This window comes from Endozoicomonas numazuensis (assembly GCF_000722635.1).
In the GTDB taxonomy this organism is placed as follows: domain Bacteria; phylum Pseudomonadota; class Gammaproteobacteria; order Pseudomonadales; family Endozoicomonadaceae; genus Endozoicomonas_A; species Endozoicomonas_A numazuensis.
Genome location: NZ_JOKH01000003.1, coordinates 219,420 through 242,666, shown reverse-complemented (window position 1 = coordinate 242,666; position 23,247 = coordinate 219,420). Strand labels below are relative to the sequence as shown.

General features: G+C 47.2%; 23 protein-coding genes. 14 read left to right on the top strand and 9 right to left on the bottom strand.

What is annotated here, in order from left to right:
* Together GZ78_RS13945 and GZ78_RS13940 are read left to right on the top strand one after the other, a co-directional pair.
* The gene (locus GZ78_RS13945) at positions 1–1,323 is read left to right on the top strand and encodes an NAD(P)/FAD-dependent oxidoreductase (RefSeq protein ID WP_051786186.1); all 1,323 of its coding nucleotides are present in this window, start codon (positions 1–3) and stop codon (positions 1,321–1,323) included.
* A gap of 65 nt (positions 1,324–1,388) precedes the next feature.
* On the top strand, positions 1,389–4,094 hold the full coding sequence (locus GZ78_RS13940) for a nitrate reductase (protein ID WP_051786266.1): 2,706 nt from the start codon (positions 1,389–1,391) through the stop codon (positions 4,092–4,094).
* Positions 4,095–4,252: 158 nt separating this feature from the next.
* On the opposite strand, the gene GZ78_RS13935 is transcribed toward GZ78_RS13940, so the two are convergent.
* From GZ78_RS13935 to GZ78_RS13910, 6 genes are all read right to left on the bottom strand, one after another.
* Positions 4,253–5,566: a TLC domain-containing protein gene (locus GZ78_RS13935; RefSeq protein ID WP_034837172.1), complete on the bottom strand. Its 1,314-nt coding sequence runs from the start codon at positions 5,564–5,566 to the stop codon at positions 4,253–4,255.
* Between the two features lie 101 nt (positions 5,567–5,667).
* A complete protein-coding gene (gene ddpX / locus GZ78_RS13930; protein WP_034837169.1) occupies positions 5,668–6,234 on the bottom strand; it encodes a D-alanyl-D-alanine dipeptidase in 567 nt (188 codons plus the stop codon).
* A gap of 278 nt (positions 6,235–6,512) precedes the next feature.
* Positions 6,513–7,529 (bottom strand): PTS fructose transporter subunit EIIC, encoded by a 1,017-nt coding sequence (locus GZ78_RS13925; RefSeq protein ID WP_201772714.1) that lies wholly within the window; start codon positions 7,527–7,529, stop codon positions 6,513–6,515.
* A 14-nt stretch (positions 7,530–7,543) separates the two neighbouring features.
* Complete coding sequence (locus tag GZ78_RS13920; RefSeq protein ID WP_034837167.1) at positions 7,544–7,852, bottom strand: hypothetical protein; 309 nt, start codon at positions 7,850–7,852, stop codon at positions 7,544–7,546.
* Between the two features lie 16 nt (positions 7,853–7,868).
* Positions 7,869–8,492: an HAD family hydrolase gene (locus GZ78_RS13915; RefSeq protein ID WP_034837164.1), complete on the bottom strand. Its 624-nt coding sequence runs from the start codon at positions 8,490–8,492 to the stop codon at positions 7,869–7,871.
* Between the two features lie 52 nt (positions 8,493–8,544).
* Entirely contained in the window at positions 8,545–9,261 is a 717-nt protein-coding gene (locus GZ78_RS13910) for a TerC family protein (RefSeq protein WP_034837161.1), read from the bottom strand.
* A gap of 554 nt (positions 9,262–9,815) precedes the next feature.
* On the opposite strand from GZ78_RS13910, the gene GZ78_RS13900 reads away from it, so the two are divergent.
* The 4 genes from GZ78_RS13900 to GZ78_RS13885 all read left to right on the top strand — a co-directional run bounded on the left by GZ78_RS13900 (position 9,816) and on the right by GZ78_RS13885 (position 12,883).
* Positions 9,816–11,570 (top strand): protein kinase family protein, encoded by a 1,755-nt coding sequence (locus GZ78_RS13900; protein ID WP_161787384.1) that lies wholly within the window; start codon positions 9,816–9,818, stop codon positions 11,568–11,570.
* A gap of 156 nt (positions 11,571–11,726) precedes the next feature.
* Positions 11,727–11,885 carry an IS66 family insertion sequence element accessory protein TnpB gene (gene tnpB / locus GZ78_RS13895; RefSeq protein ID WP_161787383.1) on the top strand — a complete coding sequence of 53 codons (159 nt, stop codon included), beginning with the start codon at positions 11,727–11,729 and terminating at the stop codon, positions 11,883–11,885.
* 126 nt (positions 11,886–12,011) lie between these two features.
* Positions 12,012–12,392 carry a transposase gene (locus GZ78_RS27555; RefSeq protein WP_330217620.1) on the top strand — a complete coding sequence of 127 codons (381 nt, stop codon included), beginning with the start codon at positions 12,012–12,014 and terminating at the stop codon, positions 12,390–12,392.
* A 167-nt stretch (positions 12,393–12,559) separates the two neighbouring features.
* The gene (locus GZ78_RS13885; protein WP_034837153.1) at positions 12,560–12,883 is read left to right on the top strand and encodes a transposase; all 324 of its coding nucleotides are present in this window, start codon (positions 12,560–12,562) and stop codon (positions 12,881–12,883) included.
* A gap of 10 nt (positions 12,884–12,893) precedes the next feature.
* On the opposite strand, the gene GZ78_RS13880 is transcribed toward GZ78_RS13885, so the two are convergent.
* On the bottom strand, positions 12,894–13,211 hold the full coding sequence (locus tag GZ78_RS13880; RefSeq protein ID WP_034837151.1) for a sulfatase-like hydrolase/transferase: 318 nt from the start codon (positions 13,209–13,211) through the stop codon (positions 12,894–12,896).
* Positions 13,212–13,487: 276 nt separating this feature from the next.
* Between GZ78_RS13880 and GZ78_RS27550 the strand changes: the two genes are divergently transcribed.
* The 5 genes from GZ78_RS27550 to GZ78_RS13855 all read left to right on the top strand — a co-directional run bounded on the left by GZ78_RS27550 (position 13,488) and on the right by GZ78_RS13855 (position 17,009).
* Positions 13,488–14,102 (top strand): TetR/AcrR family transcriptional regulator, encoded by a 615-nt coding sequence (locus GZ78_RS27550; protein ID WP_152558729.1) that lies wholly within the window; start codon positions 13,488–13,490, stop codon positions 14,100–14,102.
* Entirely contained in the window at positions 14,102–14,335 is a 234-nt protein-coding gene (locus tag GZ78_RS13870) for an SDR family NAD(P)-dependent oxidoreductase (protein ID WP_034837148.1), read from the top strand. Before GZ78_RS27550 ends, GZ78_RS13870 begins: the two co-directional genes overlap by 1 nt.
* An 82-nt stretch (positions 14,336–14,417) precedes the next feature.
* On the top strand, positions 14,418–15,467 hold the full coding sequence (locus GZ78_RS13865) for a sugar phosphate isomerase/epimerase family protein (protein ID WP_034837145.1): 1,050 nt from the start codon (positions 14,418–14,420) through the stop codon (positions 15,465–15,467).
* Positions 15,468–15,517: 50 nt separating this feature from the next.
* Positions 15,518–16,540, top strand: a complete 1,023-nt coding sequence (locus GZ78_RS27545) for an SDR family NAD(P)-dependent oxidoreductase (RefSeq protein ID WP_051786183.1) — start codon at positions 15,518–15,520, stop codon at positions 16,538–16,540.
* Positions 16,524–17,009, top strand: a complete 486-nt coding sequence (locus GZ78_RS13855; protein WP_034837143.1) for an SRPBCC family protein — start codon at positions 16,524–16,526, stop codon at positions 17,007–17,009. Before GZ78_RS27545 ends, GZ78_RS13855 begins: the two co-directional genes overlap by 17 nt.
* A gap of 8 nt (positions 17,010–17,017) precedes the next feature.
* Here the strand turns inward: GZ78_RS13855 and GZ78_RS13850 are convergent, their stop codons facing one another.
* Together GZ78_RS13850 and gltA are read right to left on the bottom strand one after the other, a co-directional pair.
* Positions 17,018–18,286 (bottom strand): MFS transporter, encoded by a 1,269-nt coding sequence (locus GZ78_RS13850; protein ID WP_034837140.1) that lies wholly within the window; start codon positions 18,284–18,286, stop codon positions 17,018–17,020.
* Between the two features lie 716 nt (positions 18,287–19,002).
* Complete coding sequence (gltA, locus tag GZ78_RS13845; RefSeq protein WP_034837138.1) at positions 19,003–20,286, bottom strand: citrate synthase; 1,284 nt, start codon at positions 20,284–20,286, stop codon at positions 19,003–19,005.
* Between the two features lie 437 nt (positions 20,287–20,723).
* On the opposite strand from gltA, the gene sdhC reads away from it, so the two are divergent.
* The 3 genes from sdhC to sdhA are packed head-to-tail and all read left to right on the top strand — an operon-like array spanning position 20,724 to position 23,236.
* A complete protein-coding gene (sdhC, locus tag GZ78_RS13840; RefSeq protein WP_034837135.1) occupies positions 20,724–21,098 on the top strand; it encodes a succinate dehydrogenase, cytochrome b556 subunit in 375 nt (124 codons plus the stop codon).
* Positions 21,092–21,460 carry a succinate dehydrogenase, hydrophobic membrane anchor protein gene (gene sdhD, locus GZ78_RS13835; protein WP_034837133.1) on the top strand — a complete coding sequence of 123 codons (369 nt, stop codon included), beginning with the start codon at positions 21,092–21,094 and terminating at the stop codon, positions 21,458–21,460. The genes sdhC and sdhD overlap by 7 nt, the downstream gene beginning before the upstream one ends.
* 3 nt (positions 21,461–21,463) lie before the next feature.
* Positions 21,464–23,236 carry a succinate dehydrogenase flavoprotein subunit gene (gene sdhA / locus GZ78_RS13830; protein ID WP_034837131.1) on the top strand — a complete coding sequence of 591 codons (1,773 nt, stop codon included), beginning with the start codon at positions 21,464–21,466 and terminating at the stop codon, positions 23,234–23,236.
* Positions 23,237–23,247: the final 11 nt, after the last annotated feature.

The window sequence follows — 23,247 nt, the reverse complement described above, 5'->3', positions numbered from 1 at the left end:
ATGACAGCGGCATTACAGGCGGCCAGAAGCCCTGAGCGAGTAAAAGGCCCTGAGCGAGTAAAAGGCCTTCAGCGGGTAAATAGTGACCATCACTCGTCCGCAAAAAAACAGTTGCTGGTGGTGGGTAATGGTATGGGCTCGGTCCGCTTTCTCGAAAAGCTGACTGAGCAGCATGGCCATCAGTATCAGGTCACGGTTCTTTCTGAAGAGCATTGCCCGGGATACAACCGTATCCAGTTATCCAAACTGTTGGCAGGCAGTGTCGATCTTCAGGGCATTCAGCTGCAGCCAGAGTCCTGGTACCAGGATCAGAATATCAGCCTGTTGTCCGGTAGTGACTATCGGGTCAGTGCGCTCGACCTTGAATTAAAGCGAGTCGAGACCGAAGGCGGTCAAAGCTTTGATTACGATCATCTGGTTTTGGCAACAGGCTCTCTTCCCAATCGTATTCCTGTGTCTGGTGCTGATCTGGAAGGGGTTATGGCTTTCAGGAATCTGGATGATGTTGAGCAGATGCTGACAGCATCTTCCCATCCGGAAGCTCAGGCTGTTGTCATCGGCGGCGGTCTGCTGGGGCTTGAATGTGCCAGTGGTCTTGCCAGACGAGGCATGAAGGTCACCGTGGTTGATACCATGCCCATTCCCATGGCCCGTCAACTGGACGAAAAGGCCGGTAACCTTTTGCAGGAAGCGCTGGAAGAAACGGGTATTGAATTCCGCTGCAGTGCCATGCTGGATTCCTACACCGGCGAAGACGGAAAAGTCACCGGCGTTCAGTTGAAAGATGGCGAGTGGTTGCAGGCTTCGCTGGTAGTGGTCACTGCAGGGGTTCGACCCAATATCGAACTGATCAGGGAAACCGAACTGGAATACGACAGAGGTATTCTGGTCAATGATAGAATGCAGACTTCTGATCCATCGGTTACGGCTATTGGAGAGTGTGTTCAGCTGAACACCGATTTATTTGGTCTTGTTGCTCCCGTTTATGGTCATGCTGAAGTAGCTGTCCATCGTTTGTTGGGTACTTCGGGAGAGCGGTTTGAGCCGGTTCCCATCCCTACCAGCCTGAAAGTCGATGGTATTGATCTGTTTTCCAGCGGTCAGTTTGTCGCCCGGGAGAATGATGAAGAAATCATCATTGATGCTGCAGGGGTGGGGATCTATCGCAAACTGGTGGTCAGCGATAACAAGCTCAAGGGTGCATTGCTTTATGGTGATGCGTCCGATGGTCTCTGGTACCAGGAGTTGATGGAAACAGGGCAGGATATTTCGGATATTCGCGACCGACTGATCTTCGGAAAACGTTACCTGAGCGCAGCCTGAGAGCCTTTTAATTGTTTGCAGGCTCTTTGAATCAATAAGAAAGTACGGACAAAGGAAGTATGCCCATGGCTGGCAGCATCAATATAAGCAATGAACATCCGAAAGTCATCCATACAACGTGTGCCTATTGTGGTGTTGGCTGTGGCATCAAGGCGACAGTTACGGATAAAGAATTGCATTTGGTTGATATTGAAGGCCGGAAAGATCATCCGGCTAATCTGGGGCGACTTTGTTCAAAGGGCAGTGCACTGGGGGAGACGGTTTCTCTTGAGAACAGGTTGCTCACGCCATTTATTGATGAACAGAGAGTCGGTTGGGATAAAGCTCTGGATGAGGTTGCCAATCGACTGAAAGCGACATTGGACGAATATGGTCCGGAAGCCGTCGCTTTGTATGGCTCAGGTCAGCTGTTAACGGAAGATTACTATGTAGCCAATAAGCTGATGAAGGGTTTCATTGGCACCGGCAATATGGATACCAATTCCCGTCTTTGTATGGCCTCTACCGTTGCAGGACAGAAGAGAGCCTTTGGTTCGGACACCGTGCCTGGCAGTTATGAAGATCTGGAACTGGCGGATATGGTTGTTCTGGTCGGTGCCAATACGGCCTGGTGTCATCCGGTTCTGTTTCAAAGAATTCGGGCAGCCAAAGAGCAGCGTCCAGAGATGAAAGTGGTCGTCATTGATCCACGGGTAACCGACACCTGTGATATTGCTGATTTGCACCTGCCGCTGAAGTCAGGCACTGATACTGCACTCTTTAATAAACTATTCAGCTACCTCCAAAAGCACAATAAGGTGGATACAGCGTATGTTGATCAGCATACCCAGGGCTTTGAAGAGGCTCTGAAAGCAGCAGAAAAAGTAGGCGACTTTTCTGCAGTGGCTGAACTGTGTGGCGTTGAGAAAACGGCACTTAAGCAATTCTGCCAGTGGTTTGCCGACACTGACAAAGTCGTCACTGCCTGGTCTCAGGGGGTGAATCAGTCGGTTGCCGGTACCGACAAAGTTAACGCCATTGTTAATTGTCATCTGATCACTGGTCGTATAGGTAAGCCTGGAACAGGGCCATTGTCTCTGACGGGGCAACCTAATGCCATGGGCGGCAGGGAGGTGGGCGGATTAGCGAATCAGTTGGCTGCCCATATGGAATTTGCAAACGCTGAAGATATTGATCGTGTCAGACGGTTTTGGAATGCTCCCAATATTGCCCGGTCTCCTGGTAAAACGGCGGTTGATTTGTTTAATGCCATGGATAACGGTGAAATCAAGTTTGTCTGGATTATGGGCACCAATCCGGTGGTCAGTATGCCTGATGCCAATACGGTGATCAGTGCTCTTAAAAAGTGTCCGACTGTGGTGGTCTCTGATTGTATTGAGAAAACAGACACTTCTGAGTTTGCCCATATCCGTTTACCCGCCGCTGGCTGGAGTGAAAAAGACGGTACGGTCACTAATTCAGAGCGAAGAATCTCCAGGCAAAGAGCCCTGTTTGACCTTTCCGGAGAATCAAAACCCGATTGGTGGATTATTTCGAGAGTGGCTGAAAAAGTCGGTTTTGGTGAGGCATTTGATTACCAGAGTTCAGCAGATATTTTTCGTGAGCATGCAGCTTTATCGGCCTTTGAAAATAATTCGCAGGGGCGTGTTCGGGACTTTAATATCGGTGCGGTGGCGTCTATTTCTGATGCCGAATATGAAGCGCTTGAGCCATTTCAATGGCCACTGATTAAAGGTCATAAGGCAGCACAACCGCATACTCGTTTATTTGCTGATGGAGGCTATTTCACAGAGACGGGTAGGGCAACCGTAGTTTCTACCGAGTTCAAGGTCTCTTACCATCAGCCCAATACTGACTATCCACTGCTACTGAATACAGGCAGGGTACGTGATCATTGGCATACTATGACACGGACCGCTCTGTCACCCAGATTGAGTCAGCATATGGATGAACCTTTTGTAGAAGTTCATCCTGATGATGCTGAAAAATATGGCCTTGCCGATCAAGCTTTGTGTCGTTTGAGTACGGCCTTTGATTCCATCCTGATCAGAGTGACTGTCACACCTTCAGTGGGTAAGGGTAATGTTTTTATGCCCATGCACTGGACTCGTCAAAACAGTAAAACAGGGCATTGCGGTGTTTTGGTGAAGTCAGCCGTAGATCCCTGGTCAAAGCAACCGGGTTGCAAGCATACTCCGGCCAGTATTGAAGCGGTCTCATTGCAGCAACAAGCCGTTCTTCTGAGTCGTCAGAAACAGTGTTTTGATCGTTTTGACTATGGGACAGAAGTGAAGTTTCAGCAGGGATTTCGCTATGAGCTGGCGGGTCAATCTATTGATACGACCGCACTGGACATCATCGGCTCAGAGAAAGAGCGGATTGATTATACGGACCCTGAGACAGGCAGCAGCCGAAGTGCCTGGTTTGCTCTTGGTCAGTTGCAGGCGTTGCTGATTGTGGGAGAAACACTATCAGACAGTGACCGTTCATGGTTGCAGGGGGCTTTTGATAAAGAAGATATACCGTTTTCAGAGCGGTGGCGTCTTCTGGCAGGCATGCCACCCCAGGGCGAAGATACCGGTAAGGTCATTTGCGCTTGCTTTGGCGTTGGAGAAAAAACGATTTGCCGGGCCATTGAAGAAGAAGGCTTTAGTGATCCTGCTGAAGTGGGTCAGTCGCTGAAGGCAGGAACCAACTGCGGGTCCTGTATTCCTGAGATTCGTAAATTGATCAGTCAGGTTGAAGATTTGGCGATTAATGCTGCCAGTTAGTGCAGTTATGGACTAAGCCCGATACTGTTCGAACTGAGCCTGACGAAGTGCGTGTCCAGCATCCTTCGACAAGCTCAGGGTGAGCGGAGTTTGTATAGCAGCTCAGGGTGAGTAGAGTATTTATGAGCTGCACCTTTTGTCACTTCTCAATACAGCGATCAATGAGGTTGGGCTTTCTTAATGCTGAACCAGGTTGTTGCTATTCGATGGAGAATCAAAGCTCCCCAATACGTGTTCAAAGCAATAAAGACCCCGCCTGACGATAGAACAACTGGATTTATAATATGGCTGTTTTCATATTGTGCTTCTCCTCTATAAACAGCTAATGCAAACTTTAACCATTCATAGGGGAAAATACCCCATCGGAATACAAAAAATGAAGTGGCAAACAGTAGACGCATAGCGGCGTGGTATTTCAGGAAGTTCAGGTAGATGGTAGAGAACTCCACAATAAGTCCGTCAGTGACCAGATGTATCCGACCCAGAGCGCAAAACGTGGAACAGGTGACGAATATGGTTGTTCCATGAATAAAAAAGGCTGCGCTGCCATGTTGAATAGAGTCAAATATTTCCCAGGCGGCGTAACCAAAAGTAATCAGAGGTAGAACGATTTCCCAGACATTAGCAGGTTCTCTCTGAAGGGTGATGCGCTCAACATAGGATGTATTGCGGCTGAAATAAAGATAGTTGGAACCTGTTCCGGTAATAGCTGAGTGCACGAAGGAAGGGACGGTATCCCCTCCAGTGTATTGTTTAAGTGTGAGAAATAAACTGCCCGAGCCTCCTGCAATCCAGACCATCATATCCTGTGGAATGTATGAACTTGAATCATGAGTGACCATCGATGTATTAGAGTCAGGGGGCGTCGTCATTAACATCGGGCTGTTGGCTTTTTCTGCTGCGCGGCAGGCCAGTTCTTTGCGAATGATTTCTTCAGGCGTCTCTTTGAAACCTGAATGGGTAGTGGCGTCAGAAATTTTCACATGATCCAGAGGGACCTGAGCTTCATACAGCATGTCATTATTATCATGTTCACTTTTTACAATGCCTCGAAGTGACAGACTTTGGGCAGGAAAAGACAGGCTCTTCAGAGTGGTTTGTGCGCCTGTTGATCCGGAATCATCAGCCAGAGAGCCGTACACTTTAAGCCATTGTTCCGGGTCATTGCCCGAGGACTGCTTCAGTAAGCCCAGTGCTTCCTTAGGAACAATGATCTTTAACCAGCCTTTTCCCTTGTCTGACTTCTTTTGAACGATTTTGACCGTAGCGCCGTTCAGAATGAGTGGCGCATTTGTGTTATTTATTTCTGTGGTTGCTGACTGGCAATAACGTTTGAGTGTGATGGTGTATCCGGATGGGATGACTCTGGGGAGATCGACTTGAGGATCATCAGGGTAAAAGGTGAGGTCTGAAGTGGCATGCAGGGACTGAATGAAAAGAGAGGCTAGAACGAATAAATACAGACTTCTCACTTGGAGCTCCCTGGTCAGATAATCCTTTTGGATTGCTGAGAGTGAATGGGTGAGGAGTTAGTATAGTGACCACACGCCAGGGAGCTTTTTTTATTGCAAATTCACTTAATACCTGAATCGATATCAGATTCTTTTAACACCGGGTACTGATCAGCATCCGGTAACTGATAGTGCCACCATTCGCTTTGAATGGGGTTGAAGCCAGCCACATTCATGGCACCGGCCAGTATTAACCGGTTCTTTTGGGCGAGATCAGAAACCTGATCATTGCCATGGTGTGCAAGAGGGCGAAAGTCATCAAACTCGGTCCCCATCTCCAGCTCATTGCCAAACGGATCAATCAATGTGAGGTCAATGGCGATGCCTCTGCAATGAGGTCGCACACCGGTTTGTGGGTGAGAGACATATTCGGGGTCGGGTGCACAGCGGTAAAGTTCCTGCTGTGCCTCCTGAGGGCGAAAGGCGTCCCAGATTTTTAGCTTCAGACCCATTGGCTCCAGAACTTCAATGGCTCTTTGCAGTTTATTGGCTGCTGCTTCGTGCATCAGGCACAGAGGCTTTTTATAAATGGGCTTACCGGTAAAGTTGTTCTCGGTGGCATAGGCGATCTCGAGAATAACATCATGACTTTGCGGTGTAATTTCAACCAGAGAGTGAGTGTTCTTCATAAATTATGATCTGACCGTCAGGCATTCTCTTTGCAGAGTAACAGTAATTATCGACGACAGGCAGAATTTCTTTCTGCGAGGAAAGCTGGCACTTTGTGAAATTTTCGAGCCAGTGCAACCAAGCGTTTTACTTTGTAACGTTTGTTTTTAGCCTGTCGAAGGGCATGGTCAACATCCTTCGACAAGCTCAAGATGAACGCAATACAAGTTCAAGATAAACGCAATACAAGTTAAGGATGAGCAAAGTGCGCAAGATTATTAGCGCTTACTGATCGTTTTTATTCAGATTCAGGTTTGTAAGGTTTCATAAGGTTAACTGCCAGAGCTGTCACCAAAGTACCTGCAATAGTCGCCAGTATGTACCAGAGCCGGCCATCCACCACAGGCAGAACTATCCAGCCGCCCCAGGGCGCATGATTGATGACTCCTGCCATAAATCCAATAATATTGCCCGTAATGCCTCCCAGAACAATGGCGGGTATAACCCGTATCGGATCAGCAACGGCAAAGGGAATGGCTCCTTCCGAAATACCTATCATACCCATAGCCAATGCAGCTTTTCCGGCTTCTCGCTCTTCTGCCGAGTACTTTTTAGGAGACAGTAGCGTAGCCAGCCACATACCCAGTGGCGGGGTGCAGATGGCAACACCGACTCCGCCCATTAAATAAGGGTGATCCTTGACCTGAGTCTGGGCGAACAGGGTGGCCACTTTATTAATGGGGCCTCCCATGTCAAAAGCAGTCATACCACCCAGAATGGCACCCAGAGATACTTTGGAGAGCCCCTGTAAACTGTGCAGCCATTCATTCAAGTAGTTCATCATGTTGGCAATGGGCTGGCCAATCACCCAGATGACCAGTGCAGAAGTCAGGAACGTACCTGCCAGAGGGTAGATAAAGATTAAGGCGACGGGTCTCATGGTGGTGGAGAGAGGGATTTTTTTGAGGGCATTGACGATATAGCCCGCTATGAAGCCAACAATCATGGCACCAAGAAACCCTGCCCCGTATTGACCCGCCAGCCAGGCGCCAATCATGCCGGGTGCCAGTCCGGGGCGGCTGGCAATAGACCAGGCTATATACCCTCCAAGAACCGGTATAAACAGGGTGAATCCTGCAACGCCCATATCCCACAAATCTTTGAGGAGTCCATACTCGGGCGGTTCGCCTTTACCATGAAGCATGACTGACAGCGAGAGCAATACGCCGCCAGCCACCACAAAGGGAATCATGTGGCTGGTTCCCGTTAAAAGGTGAGACCTGAGCTTGATGAGTTCTGCTTTCAAGGTATCCATCGGTATTGCCAGCCTCAGTAGCTGATGCCCTGTGGGGTGTCGGGAGTGTGAGAGGTGTTAGTGTGATCCACCGGATAGTAAGTGCCCGGGATCGGTTGTTTGTTATCTTTGATCATTTCGTTTCGGCGCTTCTCGTCATTCCGGGCATTGTCTATTTCTGCGGTGGTTTTGTCTTTTTGCTCATGACACCAGGACTCAGTACATGGAGGTGCCTTGGTACTGTCCTGCTGACTCATGTCACTGGCACAAGCACTGAGTAGAAGGGCTGCACCTATCAGAATAAAGCGGCCAAGTGAGTAATGTCTGAACCGGTTGAGTCTCATGGGGACCTGTTGAGCTTTAAATGTGAGTTCTGAATTCTAGCAGTTCAGGGGGGGTGTCAAGTATGAAGGCAGGATTTGCCGCTTCCAGTGTTGGACGATCATGCCATCCCCATGCCGCAGCAACAGGAATAGCTCCGGCTTTACGGGCTTCGTGAAGGTCTCCGGAAGTGTCGCTGATGAAGTAGCAGGGCTGATCCGAATGCTGCTTCATAACAGTCCGGATTTTGTCTGTTTTGCTGAAGCTGTGTTCCATTCCCAGTACTTCTCTGAAGCAGCCAATGTTCTGGTTTTCCAGAAAGTGTTCAGCCGCTTCTGCAAAGTTGGAGGTGACCAGATAAAGAGGGAAGTCTTGAGAAAGGTGCTGCAAACCCTCGCTGACATGAGGGATTGATGGGCATTTCTTCATAAATTGTAAATGGGCCAGGCGGGCATGGCTCAGAAAAGCGGGTTGCATCCAGTTGCCAGGTACCTTGTGGCTCAATTCTTCAAAAAAATTGCCTTCGAACAATGCCAGTATTTGTTCTTCCGTCGCCATCTCTTCTGCACCCAGATTGATCAGAACCTCGGACCAGAATGAGAAAAAGGGTTCCCAGGAATCGGCAATCACACCGTCCATGTCAAACAGAATTGGGCAGGACATAACAGCTCCAGATGTCAGTGGTGTTATTCAGTGTGTGGCGAATGATCTGCTATTACTGCCCGGATTGTCGCGATCGCAAGCGACTATTGAGCATCTCGACAGCAAGGGAAAACGCCATGGCAAAGTAGATGTAGCCTTTCGGGATATGGAAGTCCAGACCTTCTCCCATAAGAGAGACGCCAACCAGAATCAGGAATGAGAGCGCGAGCATTTTGAATGTAGGGTGGTTGCTGACAAACTCTCCGATAGGGGCTGCCGCAAACATCATAATACCCACTGAAATAATAATGGCAGTGACCATGACCCACAAGTGTTCTGCCAGCCCGACTGCGGTGATCACTGAGTCCAGGGAGAAAACGATATCGATCAGCGCAATCTGGACAAGGGTAATGACATAGCCTCTTGGCTTAAGGTTAGGGCCTTCATCCTCTCCGGGCTCAATAGAATCATGGATTTCATGTGTCGATTTTGCCAGCAGGAAGAGGCCGCCACCCAGAAGAATCAGATCCCGACCCGAAATAGCATGATCGAACAGGTGGAAGAGAGGAACCGTGAGACTCATGATCCAGGTAATGGAGAGCAACAGGGCGATTCGTGTGAACATAGCCAGTAACAATCCCAGCCTGCGGGCACTGTTACGTTGATGCTCGGGCAGTTTATCAACAACGATTGTAATAAAAATAATGTTGTCGATGCCCAGAATGATCTCCAGGATCGTCAATGTTGCCAGAGCAATCCAGGGCTCCGGGGTTAGAAGAAGTTCAGTCATGTTTCTATCGTTTAAGCTCTGTTGTTGTTTTGTTGTCGTCAGCACTATGAGCCCAAAGCAAAATATTAACAGAGCTTTTGTTTTTGCTGGGCTTAAGGCTGAGGCACTCATTCACGGCCAGACATTTAGGTAATATCGGTTAAAAATAGCTGAGCTGAAAGCAGGCAGAAGGGTGTTTTGACCAGGCGGTATGGCTGGCTGACCTTAAAAAGTATTCTGAAGAGTGGTTCCTGCCTCTTTGGAGGAGGTGACATAAGGCTGGTGGGGTGGAATTTTTTTGTATTAATCCAGCGAATAATCTGTTGAATCAATAATTCTGAAGGCAGGGAGGGGGGTCGGGGGGGGAAATACCTGCTACGTTGTTTGAGGGTTGTTGGAATGTGATTTATAAACTAAAAATAAGTCACATTATTAAAGCTAATACATAAGTCTCAAAGTTTGGTTTAAGCTTATTGGTTTTATAGGATGTTATGATGTCTTCTTTCAGACTGAAGAGTCACAGTCTTTTTTTCTCTGGCCTTCTGTTCATTTCTACAATGCTTAACGCAATGACAATGACAGAGATTTCTTCTGCCCAGAGTTATGCATCAACAAAAATGTATCAGCCAATACCACTTGACCTGTTGCTCACTCTTTTTGGCTTGACTCTATTTAAATCAGACTATAGCAGAAGCTCCTATTTATCTTTCAGACAGGATAATGATAAGGCGGATGAATTTGCCAGTGAGTTAGAAAACTATCTGTTTTCGGATGAAAGCTATATTAATAAATTACTCATTTTTTTAGAAAAAACAAAAATTATTACTGAGAACAGTGTTATTCAGTTTTTCATAAAAACTCATGCCGATGAGCCTATATCTTTTCATGATAATATGAATGTAAAGGGTGAATATATTTCGTTTGCTGAGTCCGATCTTATCGATTATGGGCAAGGGGATCTATTAGATAATACCTATGCATTCACGTCCATTAAATTAATCGTTTTAGCATCAGGTAATAATTCCGAAGGTAATAACAGTTTCGATAATGGCTGTGATGAAAGTGGTGATGAAAGTAGTGATGAAAGTAGTGATGAGGATGAAGATTGCGATGTAAATAGTAGCGGAAGCTATGAATCTAGCAGTGACAGCGATAGTAGCAGCGTCAGCAGTGATATAGATACAAGCTCGTCAGGTTCTCAAATTACACATTATGGTTTAATAGACGATGTTTCTGATCCTCAGAAAACTGCAATACAATATAATGTCGTATCAAAGTTTGGCGTTGATTGTTATGTAAGGAAAGGCGAATCTCAAAGACGGATTTGTAGAGCAATTGCTGACTACAACCTAGGGCATCAATGTCAGATATTATATAAAAGAAAGCATATATTTATTGTAGGAGAAACGGTTGTTAAAAGCCTTTATCCTCCCGGAAAGCCCAAAAAAATAGTTGCTAAAATTTGTTGTAGTGAACAATCTGACATGCGGCATAGTGTCAATGAGGTAAGTTTTTTAAAACAGCTGAATCATCGAAATATAATTAAAATGTTAGGGTATTTAAAAGTATCGACAAAGAGCTATTTTGGCAAAATAATTATTCTTGAACGTATGGATTGTTCGCTGACCGAACTGGTAGTCGATAAATTTCCTAAAATTAAGCAGCAAATATTTTCAATTGCTTATCAAATATCTGCTGCTATTGCCTTTATACACAGTAAAGGGATCATTCATGCCGATATATCTATCCATAACATTCTTCTAAAAAAATACGGAAGTTTTTATCTCGTGAAAATCAGTGATTTTGGATTGACTCTTGATCATCCAATACTGTGCTCTCGGGGGAATCGAGATTTTATTGAGCCTGAAGCAGGCTATCAATCAAAAGGAATAGTGCAGGCATCGGATATTTATGGGATAGGCGTAGTGATGTTTTTCTTATCGGGGGCACAAGATTTAAATGATAAGGGATACGAGGTATTTAGAGCGATGTTAGAAGGAGAAGATCACTCAAATTATCATGGCTTCTTTTTTAAAATATTGACCCCTGATGTGTTCTCCCAGGCCAGTATCAGACTCAGTAATTGCGGTGTAAACCCATTAGATAAAGATAAGGTTCGTGATTTGCATAACGACTCTGAGTTTTTAAAGCTGATGAGCGTAGAGTGCACTCATAAAAGAGATCAGAGAATAACAGCTCATGAGCTGCGGGAGTATTTTTTACAGTATGAATCTGCACAAAAAAGAACAGGCCAGATAGAAGATTCTCCTGTTGACGATGATATCCATGAAGCTATGCATAGGTTGTTTGATGGCAACACTGAAGACTGATATCTGTTGCGAGCCGCAATAGGACAGTCTTAAGTTCGACGGTCTCCTGGTAGCTTGCATGATCATATAGTAACCGGTCATTTAAGGACGTCTTTCAACACTGGCAATTTATGATTATGCTGCCCGGCAATGTCATCCTCAGGGTGCGCCAGTAACATGTTCTTCCCTGTATCCGGTGTCCGAGTGTGGTTGTGCACCCAGCCCACCGATATGCGAAAGTCCTATGACGGGCTGTTAGCACTGGTCAAGAGCCAGCTTCAGGAAGATCCTCTCAGTGGCCAGCTGTTTGTGTTCATCAACCGCAAAGGCAACTAGGAGGCTGACCGAGAATAGACAGTCCGGCCTAAAATTCAGAAAGAACGGCCATCTTTTCCACTGAATTTGCTTAAATAGGTCAACTATTCGCACAAATTCAGTGAAAAAGCTGACTCGTTCTACTGAATTTTATGCTCGGACGCTATTCTCGGTCAGCCTCCTATATTCTCGGTCAGCCTCCTAGAAGGAGGTCCTCCTTATTCACCCCGTAATATGATGGGTTTGATTCTCTATGGCATTATGCAAGGCATTACCTCGTTGAGAACTCTGGAACGATTAGCCCGTGTCGATCTTGGCTGTATGTGGGTTACCGGAGGGATTTTTCCAGACCATGCCATTATTGGTCGCTTCATCAATATGCACAGCGAGTCCATGACCGGTGCTTTCTTTGAAAGCCTGACACGAGCCGTTCTCAAAAAAACAGACTCCGATGGAAGTTGTCTGGCTGGTGATAGTGCTGTCGTAAGCCCTACAGAGCCTGAAGCTGTTGTCCAAAAGATGAGTTGATTCCCATTGGTAAGATAAAAGGGAGCGCTCGCACAAAGGAGCAGAAGATATATGGCAATGGGCCTTGCGAAAGCTGCCTTCTCAAAGATAAATGCACGAGCAATAAGAAGGGGCGGCGCATAAAGCGCTATGCAATGGATGATGCTAAAGATGCACTGAGGTAGGTTATGCAGCATCCGAAAGCCAAAAAGTCTTTCAGCAAAAGGAAGGCGATGGTTGAACCTGTGTTTGCCTATTTACGGGATGTACAGGAATTAAACCGCTTCCGTCGCAAGGGGCTGGAAAAGGTTAAACTGGAATTTGGTTTGCACTTGCTGGCTTACAACCTGAGTAGGGCTGTAAAGGCCAATATTTACGCTATTTTATGGTACAACTGGCTTCTCTGGGTGTTGTTTGAGAAGTGTCACCCATTTATAGAAAAAATGGACAGCTGGGAAAGAGTCCCAATGAAGTGTCATTCTACACCGAGCAAAGCGCCTCACTGGGTTTGAATTTTGGCTTTTAAGACACCCTCTTACTCCATGGTATGACAACCGCATAAGCAATACCCAGGCGCATAGGGTCGCGGCCAGTCATAAGAGCAGCACGTGTAGGTGAACATATAGGGGTTGTATAAAAACGATCCAGTTGCACACCCTGAGCTGCCAGCTTATCCAGAGAGGGAGTGTCTATATCCTGATTGCCATGAAAGCCTACATCGGCCCACCCAAGGTCGTCTGCCTCCATCACGATAATATTAGGTTTTTCTGTGGTCATTTCATAAGCGTTCAGTGTCGTCAGGAACACCATCAGGAGTAAGCGGCTTATTGTTATTTTCATGACCGTGGACTCATTGATTAGTGAAATTCATGAGCAGAAAAATCCAGCTTCCTGCGAAATAAAAAACATCTTTATCTAAAAGTGCTTCACAATCTTTCATAAAATGGGATTAAATACAATAAAATACCACTTTGAGATTTTTCTTATAGCTTTGGATCGTCTGTCATTGGCAGGAAAGGGTCATCGGTTTTTAAAAGGCTGAGTCATAACTGCTCTGGCGTATGGCGAAAGGACACAGTGTCCATTGCGAAAGAAAAGGCAGTATTGAGAAACTTTATGTCTAAAAGCACTACAAAAGCCCGCGCAACTCATGAGTGTATTCTGAAGGCAACGATTCACTGTTATGGCGTTTACGGTGTAGAAAATACGACTTTGGAGCAAGTAGCTGCTGAAGCGGGTATGAGTCGTACGACAGTTTATCGTTATGCAGGGAACCGTCGTGAGTTACTGAATAAAGTATTGCTCAGAGATGCCAATCAAGCTCTGTCAGAACTCGAGGTGATCACCCGTTACTACGACAATCTGGAAGAGGTGGTATTAGAAAGCATTCTGTTCTTGATGCGACGACGCAATAACTTCGAAATGCAGCATATTCTTTACGGAGATTCATCCGGAGCACAACAGGATGATGGGCTTCCTCTGAATATTCTCACTGATCTGGTTGAGCAATCCCTAACTCATCATTATGCCAACGCAGAAAGCAAGGGTCTTGTTTCCAGCAAGTTGCCGCTGCCTTTGCTGGCTGACTGGTTAGGCAGAATCACGATATCCCTGATCAGTCAGCCTTCTCATTTTACACAGACAGAAGAGTCACTCCGAACCTATTTGAAAGCAGTGCTCTGCCCGATTTTTCACCTCCCTTCGTCTACTCCCCAACCAAGGAACGAATAATGGGCACAACCTCTATCATGGGTAAAACCCTGCTGGTGACTGGCGGAGCGTCAGGTATAGGCCGTGGAATCTGTGAACTGTTTTCGGAGCAGGGGTCTATTGTTTATGCCGCAGATATCAATACCGATGCGCTCAATGCACTTTGTTCCGATTACCCCGGTATATTGAGAACAATGATCGTTCTATTATTTTCCCGGCGATCAACAAAGTCATTACACGGCTCTATCAGCTGATTCCTGGTTTGATCACGCGAGTGGCTGTAGCGCCCATGGCCAAACCCAATCAATAATAACATCAGGGAGAGTGGTTCAAGTGATGAATTCAACGACCCGGGTTCTCTGTGCGGGCAGTTTGCCCAATGTCCGTTTTCACGAACGAGTCGAAGCTGCACACTCAGCGGGGTTTGATGCTATATCCCTGTTTCCACATCACTACCTGAATGCCCGCACCCGGGAAAAGCTCAGCGTGGCAGATATGCAGGCACGACTCAGGGAACGGGAGATCAAGGTAGTCACCATTGACCCATTATTGGACTGGTTCAGCCCCGATGAATCAGCGGCTGAAACACTGATTTATGAAGCTGCGACAGCATTGGAAGCACCGAGCATCAATGTGTCTCCTGCTTTTGCCCCGAAATTGAGCCAGACAGCACTCACCGAGACGGTCTACAGAGTATGCCAGCGAGCAGCCAGGCATGGTTTGCGTGTGGATTTTGAAATTCTGCCATGGACGATTATTCCTGATTATCTTACGTTGTTTGAACTCATCTCGGCTTCAGGGCAAGACAATGCCGCTGTCACTTTTGACTGTCTGCACTTTTACCGCAGTGGCGGTAGAGTTCAGGATTTGAAAAGGCTGGGCCGTCAGCAGCTTCGGCGCATCAGTAATATTCAACTGTGTGATATCTCTTCTCAACCTCAGCCGTTGACTTGGCATCAGGATATTAAAGCCAACCTTTCCCTGCTAGCCACTGGCTGGGAAAGCAGCCGATCCATCGGTTTTAGAAAATTGCTTCACATCGCTTCAAAAGGCTACACAGGTAGAAAAGATGCACAAGTCTTGATGAAGGAGGCTTCGTGCAGTCGCCTGTTGCCAGGGCAGGGAAGCATTCCTCTCGTCGAGATCTTGCAAACCCTGTCAGATCATCAATGTCAGCCTTTATTGGGGATGGAGGTTTTCTCCCTTAACCAGAACAGATTGCCTGCCCATCAATCCGCAAAGCATTTAATGAATGCCTTACAACGGCTTGAGCAACAACTTGAGCAACAACTTGAGCAACAACTTGAGCAACAACTTGAGCAACAAGTAGTGGGCACACCATCAGTCATATCCTCTGACTCAAACAATAAGTCAATGTCCTGTTAAATGAACACCTGAATGGCTCGAACAGAAAAATAATTAAACTGAGTAAAAGCATGAACTTTCGCAAAAATAAGAAAAAGCCCTCTAAGAAAATCACCATGGCTAAACCGGTTGATCTTAAGGGCAAGCATATGATTGTTACAGGGGCTGCACCGGGCTCTCTGGGTTATGAAACCGCCAAGCAGCTCTTGCTCTGGGGTGCATCTGTCGTCATAACAACGCGCAATGACACCCAGGACGTCGCAGCAACACTTAAACAAGAGCTGGGTCTACCCGCAGATAAAGTGAGTTTGGGCAGCCACACTCTTGATCTTGCCAATACAGCCTCCGTACAAAATTTTGTCAGCTGGTACACAGCGAATTACGGCTCACGGCTTGATGCCTTGATCAATAACGCCGGTATCCATCTGGATTTATTGTCAAAATGGAAGGAGCCACGTCTGACTGAAGATGGCCATGAAATGCATTGGCGCATAAACCACCTCGGCACAGCCCATTTGACAGATGAACTCCTGCCTCTGCTGCGTAAAACTGGACGAGAGCATGGCGAAGCGCGGATTGTAAATGTGGTTTCTCAGTTGCATTCACGGGGTAACAACACGCTTTTGTTCAACCCCGATCGTCCGTACGAATCATGGCAGGCTTATGGGTTGTCAAAACTGGCGACGATGCACTTCAGTAATGAACTCCATCGACGTTTTAATGCAACAGACAATATAAAAAGCTACAGCCTGCACCCTGCGCTGAAGAGTGGGGCCACCTCGAACATTGCAAAAAGGGGGCTTGAAGAGCAGCCCTTCTTGAAGTGGTTGTTAACCATTTCTTCCAGGCTGGGTGAGGCATTTATGGCATCGACACGGGAAGGTGCACAGACGCAACTGCATTGTGCCACGGATAAAGAGGCTGAAGGAGGGCACTATTACGTTAATTGCCTGATAGCGCCGGTCAGCTCCGATGCAAACGATAAGGAAGCAGCAAGACGGTTATGGGAACAAACGAATCGTTGGTTACGAGATAGTGGGTTGCAAGGCAAAGAGGTCAGTAATAAGGAAGGTGAACATGTTCTTGAAGTCTAATAAAGTTCATCAGGAAGTCATCGACTTAAAGGCAAGTCCCGATCAGGTACGGGACTTTATCATGACGCCGCAGCGTATTATGGATTACTACCCCTCGCCACTGGAAGCTGGAGTCCTTGAACCCGGCTCCAGCTTATATTGCAAGGGAAAGTCGGGTATATCGCTTCTGGAAATTCAGGCCGACCAAAGTCACGAACAACGCTCAAGCATCAAAGTGGTCGTCAAAGTCACTACCGCATTGAAACTCAAACCTCCTTTTACCACTGAGCGTATAAGAGAAGCTGCTTTTTTTACGATGTTTGAAGACTGGCAGCTGGAGCCACACTCCAGTGGTACCAGACTCACAAAAACCTGGAGAGACGTACATAAAATCAAACACAAGATACTCCCCATGAGCTGGATTGTTCGAAAGTCGGCCAAAGGTGAATCGGCTCATTTAAAAAAAGCCTGGGATAGCGTGGCAGACTAACCCAAAGATCAATCGATAGCGTTGTTCTTTGTCTCTTTGGAGAAGATAACAAAAAGCAGGTGGGTCAGGGCCAGCAGCGTGATGTAATAAACCAGCGAGTATATGTCACCGGTAAGCTGGTAGATTTGCTGGCAGATGACCGGAGTCAGCCCCCCTGCAAAAGTTAGGGCAATATTGTAACCGATGGCACCACCAGTGCATCGGGTTTCAAAAGGGAACATTTCGGTGATGGCTGTTGTTAATACTGCGGATGTGGGAGCCAGGGCTACAGCATACATGGAGAGCCCTATAATGGTGTACATCAGTTGCCCTTTAGCAATGAAAAAGAACATGGGATAACTGACAAGGATGAACAGAATCGCTCCGAACGCCATGACTGGCCTGCGACCCACCCGATCCGAAATATAACCACAAACAGGGATGAGAAGAGTACTGATGAGTAAGCTGACCAGAATTGCCAGGTTGGTTTCTTTTAGGCTCAAGTGAGTGCTGTGGGATAAAAACGAAGGAACAAAGCCCAGTAGAAAGTAGTTCCCCATCGCCATCATGATGCCATACCCAAAGGACATGAACAGAGAGCTCATCTGGTTAAGGAAAGAGGCTTTAATAGGGTTCTTGGTAAGCTCTCCCTTTTTCTGGTGAGCAAGAAAAACCGGGGACTCGTCTACTTTCAAAAGCAGGTAAGCGACAATCAGTCCAATAACCAGGAAAGAGAGAAAAGGTATTCTCCAGCCCCAGAGATGAATTTGCTCTTCACTTAATTCAACACTGATTAGATAGAAAGACAGAATTCCGACTGAAAAGCCGAGAAAAACACCGCACATCACACTGCTGGAAATCAAACCACGACGCTCGTTTAAGCCCAGTTCAATCAATAGTGCGGTGGAGTTGGTGGGTTCGGCAGATATGGCCATGGTCTGAAAGATACGAATGAGTACCAGAAGGACAATGGAGTAATAACCGAATTGATCATAACCCGGCAGTATTCCGATCAGCGCAGTACACACGGATGAAATAACAACCGTCGCCAGAAGCGTTTTTTTTCGACCATATCGATCGGCATAAGCACCTGAAATGAGTCCGCCAATCGGCCTGAACAAGAAGCCAACAGCGAAGATCAGGGAGTAGAGCAACAATGACGTTGAGTAAGAGGCGAAGGGGAAAAAAACCTTCGACAGAATGGGAGCAAAATAGGAATAAAGAGCAAAGTCGGCCCAGGCTATAGTGTTGCCAATAATGGCAGCTGCGACGAGTTTGGAGTGGACTTTCTTGTTCATCACGGCTCTGTCTGATGTGTAAGGAGGAGTAGCGCACGTGCTTTGCGTTATCCTCTGCAGAAAATAGGAAGAAAAAGAGATGTAAGAAGGGGCTGAATGAGTATAGGTCAATAAAATAAAAATGAAAAAAAGCTCAGAATTTCATTGGTTAGCTGAATCTATCTGGCGAAATAAGTCGCGCACAAAAAGCAATTTTGGGCATGTAGTCAGCCTCAGTATTGAATGGTTTCTCTTCAATAGATATTGGAGTTGAAAGGATGACACTGAATTCAACATTGGGTTTGTCACAGATATTTCTCACCTGGAAAAAAACCAATTGCCATTATCTGGGGTCTGGTGCTGGCTGAAACTGTTTTTCTTGCTCTTTTTCCCCTTAAAGCGGGTCAGGTATTGATGATGATCTTCTGGCAGGAGGAATAGGCTCTTTAATGAATCTGGCAGGTGTGTTAATGGTTTTGGCCTTATTGATGATGTTTCTCAGATTCTACGACACCTGGACTTGTGGGCAGATTCGAATTTCTTGAAGTTTGACTGGAAGTGAATGAAGGCGACGATGCTCTGAAGGTAATTTATAACCCGAAAGTACTGCTGAATGAAGCGGACGCAGTGAAAATGATCCTTTTCGTGCCATTATCTGATAGAACTGAGGGTTGAACAATTTATAGGAGGAGTAGCTGAAAGCCGATCAGGATGCCGGCTTTCAGCTAAAACGGTGACTAGCGATCAGAAACTGGAACAAAGTCTCTGGAAGTTTCACCGGTGTATAGCTGACGAGGACGACCGATACGGTATTCGCCGCTGATCATTTCATGCCAGTGAGCAATCCAGCCTGGTGTACGGCCAGTTGCAAAAATAACCGTGAACATTTCAGTAGGAATGCCCAGTGCTTTCAGAATGATGCCGGAGTAGAAATCGACATTCGGGTACAGTTTCTTGGAGACGAAATATTCATCTTCCAGAGCAATCTTCTCGAGACGCTTGGCGATCTTGAATAAAGGATCATCTTCCAGGCCCAGCTCACTCAGAACTTCGTCACAGGTCTGTTTCATTACCTTGGCACGTGGGTCAAAGTTTTTGTAAACACGGTGACCGAAGCCCATCAGACGGAACGGGTCGTCTTTATCTTTGGCGCGGGTAATGAACTCATCGATGTTCTTCTCATCACCGATCTCGTTCAGCATAACCAGAACTGCTTCGTTGGCACCGCCGTGTGCAGGTCCCCACAGAGCAGCAATACCTGCAGCAATACAGGCAAACGGATTTGCGCCACTGGAGCCAGCCAGACGAACAGTAGAAGTAGAAGCGTTTTGTTCGTGGTCAGCATGCAGCAGGAAAATACGATCCATGGCGCGGGCCAGCACAGGATTGACTTCGTACTCTTCACAGGGAGTAGCAAACATCATGTGCAGGAAGTTGCCGCCATAACCCAGGTCGTTACGAGGGTAAATGAAAGGCTGGCCGATGGAGTATTTGTAGGTCATGGCTGCCAGAGTAGGCATTTTGGAAATCAGGCGATACGCACAAATTTCACGATGACGCTCGTTAGTGATATCGAGTGAGTCGTGGTAGAAGGCAGAAAGTGCACCTACTACACCACACATTACGGCCATTGGGTGAGCATCGCGACGGAAACCGGAAAACAGATCAACCATTTGTTCATGAATCATGGTGTGACGCATGATAGTGGCTTCAAAGTGCTTTTTCTCTTCCTTGTCAGGAAGTTCGCCGTAAATCAGCAGATAGCAGGTTTCCAGGTAGTCAGAGTGCTCAGCAAGCTGCTCGATAGGGTAGCCACGGTGCAGAAGGACGCCTTTGTCACCATCTATGTAGGTGATTTTAGACTCGCAGGAAGCAGTGGATACAAAACCTGGGTCGTATGTAAACAGACCGTTGGCAGTCAGACTGCGAACATCAACAACATCTGGGCCCAGGGAGCCCGCATGTACAGGGAGTTCCAGCTGCTTGCCGTCAATCGAGAGGGTTGCTTTCTTTTCAGCCATCATAGGCTCCTGTCTTGCCGTTTATTCTGTCGTTATCGTCGAATCGGACCCATAATTATGGCGCTGGCAGAATAAGTTTTTATGGTGGGCCCCTTTCACGGTTCGACCACTATAGAGCCAGAAATTTGTTTGTCAAACGTGTGTACCGATGAAAAAGTCTGCGCAATATTTCAGGGTCCTATAGTAAATTTGCTTAGTGGGTTAATCAATTGTAATTAAAAACCGAACTGTATATACTTCGCCTCCGAAGTCGTGGAGGGCTTCATGAGGGGGGGTGAGAAAAGAACGTTAACAACAATTAACGCGGTTTCTTAACCTGCAGTCAGGGTGGCCTGTTCAGGTAACCTTGATTTGAGAGGACATGATCCGAGAGATCATAACCTCTGGATAATGTTGCTGATTCAGCTGTGCACGCCTCGGGCGTTGGGACAAAAAACGTGAATAGCAAAAGACCTGTCAATCTAGACATAACCACTATAAAACTACCTCTGCCAGCCTATACCTCGATCCTTCACAGGGTTTCGGGTATTTTGCTGTTTGTCGGGGTCGGTTTCCTGCTCTATGCACTGGACCTGTCACTGTCTTCAGAACAGTCCTTTGCGGAAATGAAAGCACTCATGTCGGGTGGCCTGGTCAAATTTATTGTCTGGGTTCTGCTTTCCGGTCTGATCTACCACTTTGTTGCAGGTGTTAAACACTTGTTGATGGACGTGGGTATTGGTGAAGGTAAGGAGTCCGGCAAGACCGGTGCTATCGTCACCATTATTGTATCAGCTGTACTGATTGTGCTCGCGGGGGTGTGGGTATGGTAACCAATATTACCAACTTGTCCCGAAGTGGACTCTACGACTGGATGCTGCAGAGACTGTCTGCCATCATCCTGGCTGCCTACACGCTGTTTATAGGCGGCTATGTTCTGATGAATCCAGGTCTGGACTTTCAACAATGGAGTGGTCTGTTTGATCAGACCTGGGTGAGGGTGTTTACCTTGCTCGCCATCCTGTCCATCGCTGCCCACTCCTGGGTAGGTATGTGGACTATTGCAACGGACTACCTGAATGCTCGTGCATTTGGAGAAAGGTCTGTTCTGATTCGTTTCCCCTTCCAGCTGATCTGTTTTGTCGCAGTATTCAGTTACATCGTCTGGGGCATTCAAATTCTCTGGGGGAATTGATCTATGTCAGCACTACGCACACTGACTTACGACGCCATCGTAATCGGCGGCGGTGGCGCTGGCATGCGCGCTGCACTGCAACTGACTCAGGCGGGTATCAAAACCGCTTGTGTAACCAAGGTGTTTCCGACCCGCTCTCATACGGTATCAGCTCAGGGTGGTATCACCTGTGCGATTGCAAGTTCTGATCCGAATGATGACTGGCGCTGGCATATGTTCGATACCATAAAAGGTTCGGACTATATCGGTGACCAGGACGCTATCGAATATATGTGTTCTGTAGGGCCTCAGGCAGTATTTGAGCTGGAACACATGGGGCTGCCTTTTTCCCGTACAGAAGAAGGTCGTATTTATCAGCGTCCATTCGGTGGTCAGTCCAAAGATTTCGGTAAGGGTGGTCAGGCTGCCCGTACCTGTGCTGCAGCTGACCGTACAGGTCATGCTCTGCTGCATACTCTTTATCAGGCCAACCTGAAGGGTGGTACTACATTCCTGAATGAATGGTACGCCGTCGATCTGGTGAAAAACCAGAACGGGCAGGTGGCTGGTGTTATTGCGATTTGCATGGAGACGGGTGAGACCGTTTATATCAAATCCAAAGCGACAGTGATGGCAACCGGTGGTGCTGGACGTATTTATGCTTCCACAACCAATGCTCTGATCAATACCGGCGACGGAATTGGTATGGCACTGCGCGCCGGTTACCCCATGCAGGACATGGAAATGTGGCAGTTCCACCCAACCGGTATTCACGGTGCGGGTGTGCTCGTAACGGAAGGTTGTCGTGGTGAAGGTGGTTACCTGATCAACAGTGAAGGCGAGCGTTTCATGGAACGTTATGCGCCTAATGCTAAAGATCTGGCTGGCCGCGATGTTGTTGCCCGTTCCATGATTCTCGAAATTCTGGAAGGTCGTGGTTGTGGACCTGATAAGGACCACGTACTGCTGAAACTGGATCACCTGGGTGAAGAAACTCTGAACCTGCGTTTGCCTGGTATTTGTGAATTGTCCAAGACGTTCGCTCATGCCGATCCGGTTAAGGTGCCGGTACCTGTTGTTCCAACCTGTCACTACATGATGGGTGGTATTCCGACCAATGTCGGTGGTCAGGCTCTGTTCCCTGACTCAGAAGGCAGTGACAAAGTTGTAGAAGGTCTGTATGCCTGTGGCGAAGCCGCTTGTGTTTCTGTTCACGGTGCTAACCGTCTGGGTGGTAACTCTCTGCTGGATCTGGTGGTCTTTGGTCGTGCAGCGGGTATTCAGATCGAGAAAAACCTGAGAGAAGGTTTTGACGGTGTTGATGCTTCTGATAGCGATATTGAAGCAGCTATGTCCCGTCTGGATCGTCTGAACAAGTCCAACAGCGGCGAGAAAGTGGCCGATGTTCGCAAGGACCTGCAAAACACCATGCAGCTGTACTTCGGGGTATTCCGTGAAGGTGACAGTATGCAGGAAGGTCTGAAGAAACTGGATGAGTTGGGCGAGCGACTGCAAAATACTCATCTGGAAGACAAGAGTCATGCTTTCAATACTGCACGTATTGAAGCGCTGGAACTTGAAAACCTGTATGAAGTGGCTTATGCGACTGCAGTTTCTGCAGAAGAGCGTAAGGAGTCTCGTGGTGCTCATGCCCGTAATGACTTTACCGAGCGTGATGATGAAAACTGGCTGGCTCATTCCCTGTACTTCCCGCTTGAAAAGCGTGTAGGCAAGCGTCAGGTCAATTTTGCACCGAAGACGATGGAAGCTTTCCCACCGAAAGCAAGAACCTACTAAGGAGGAGGCAG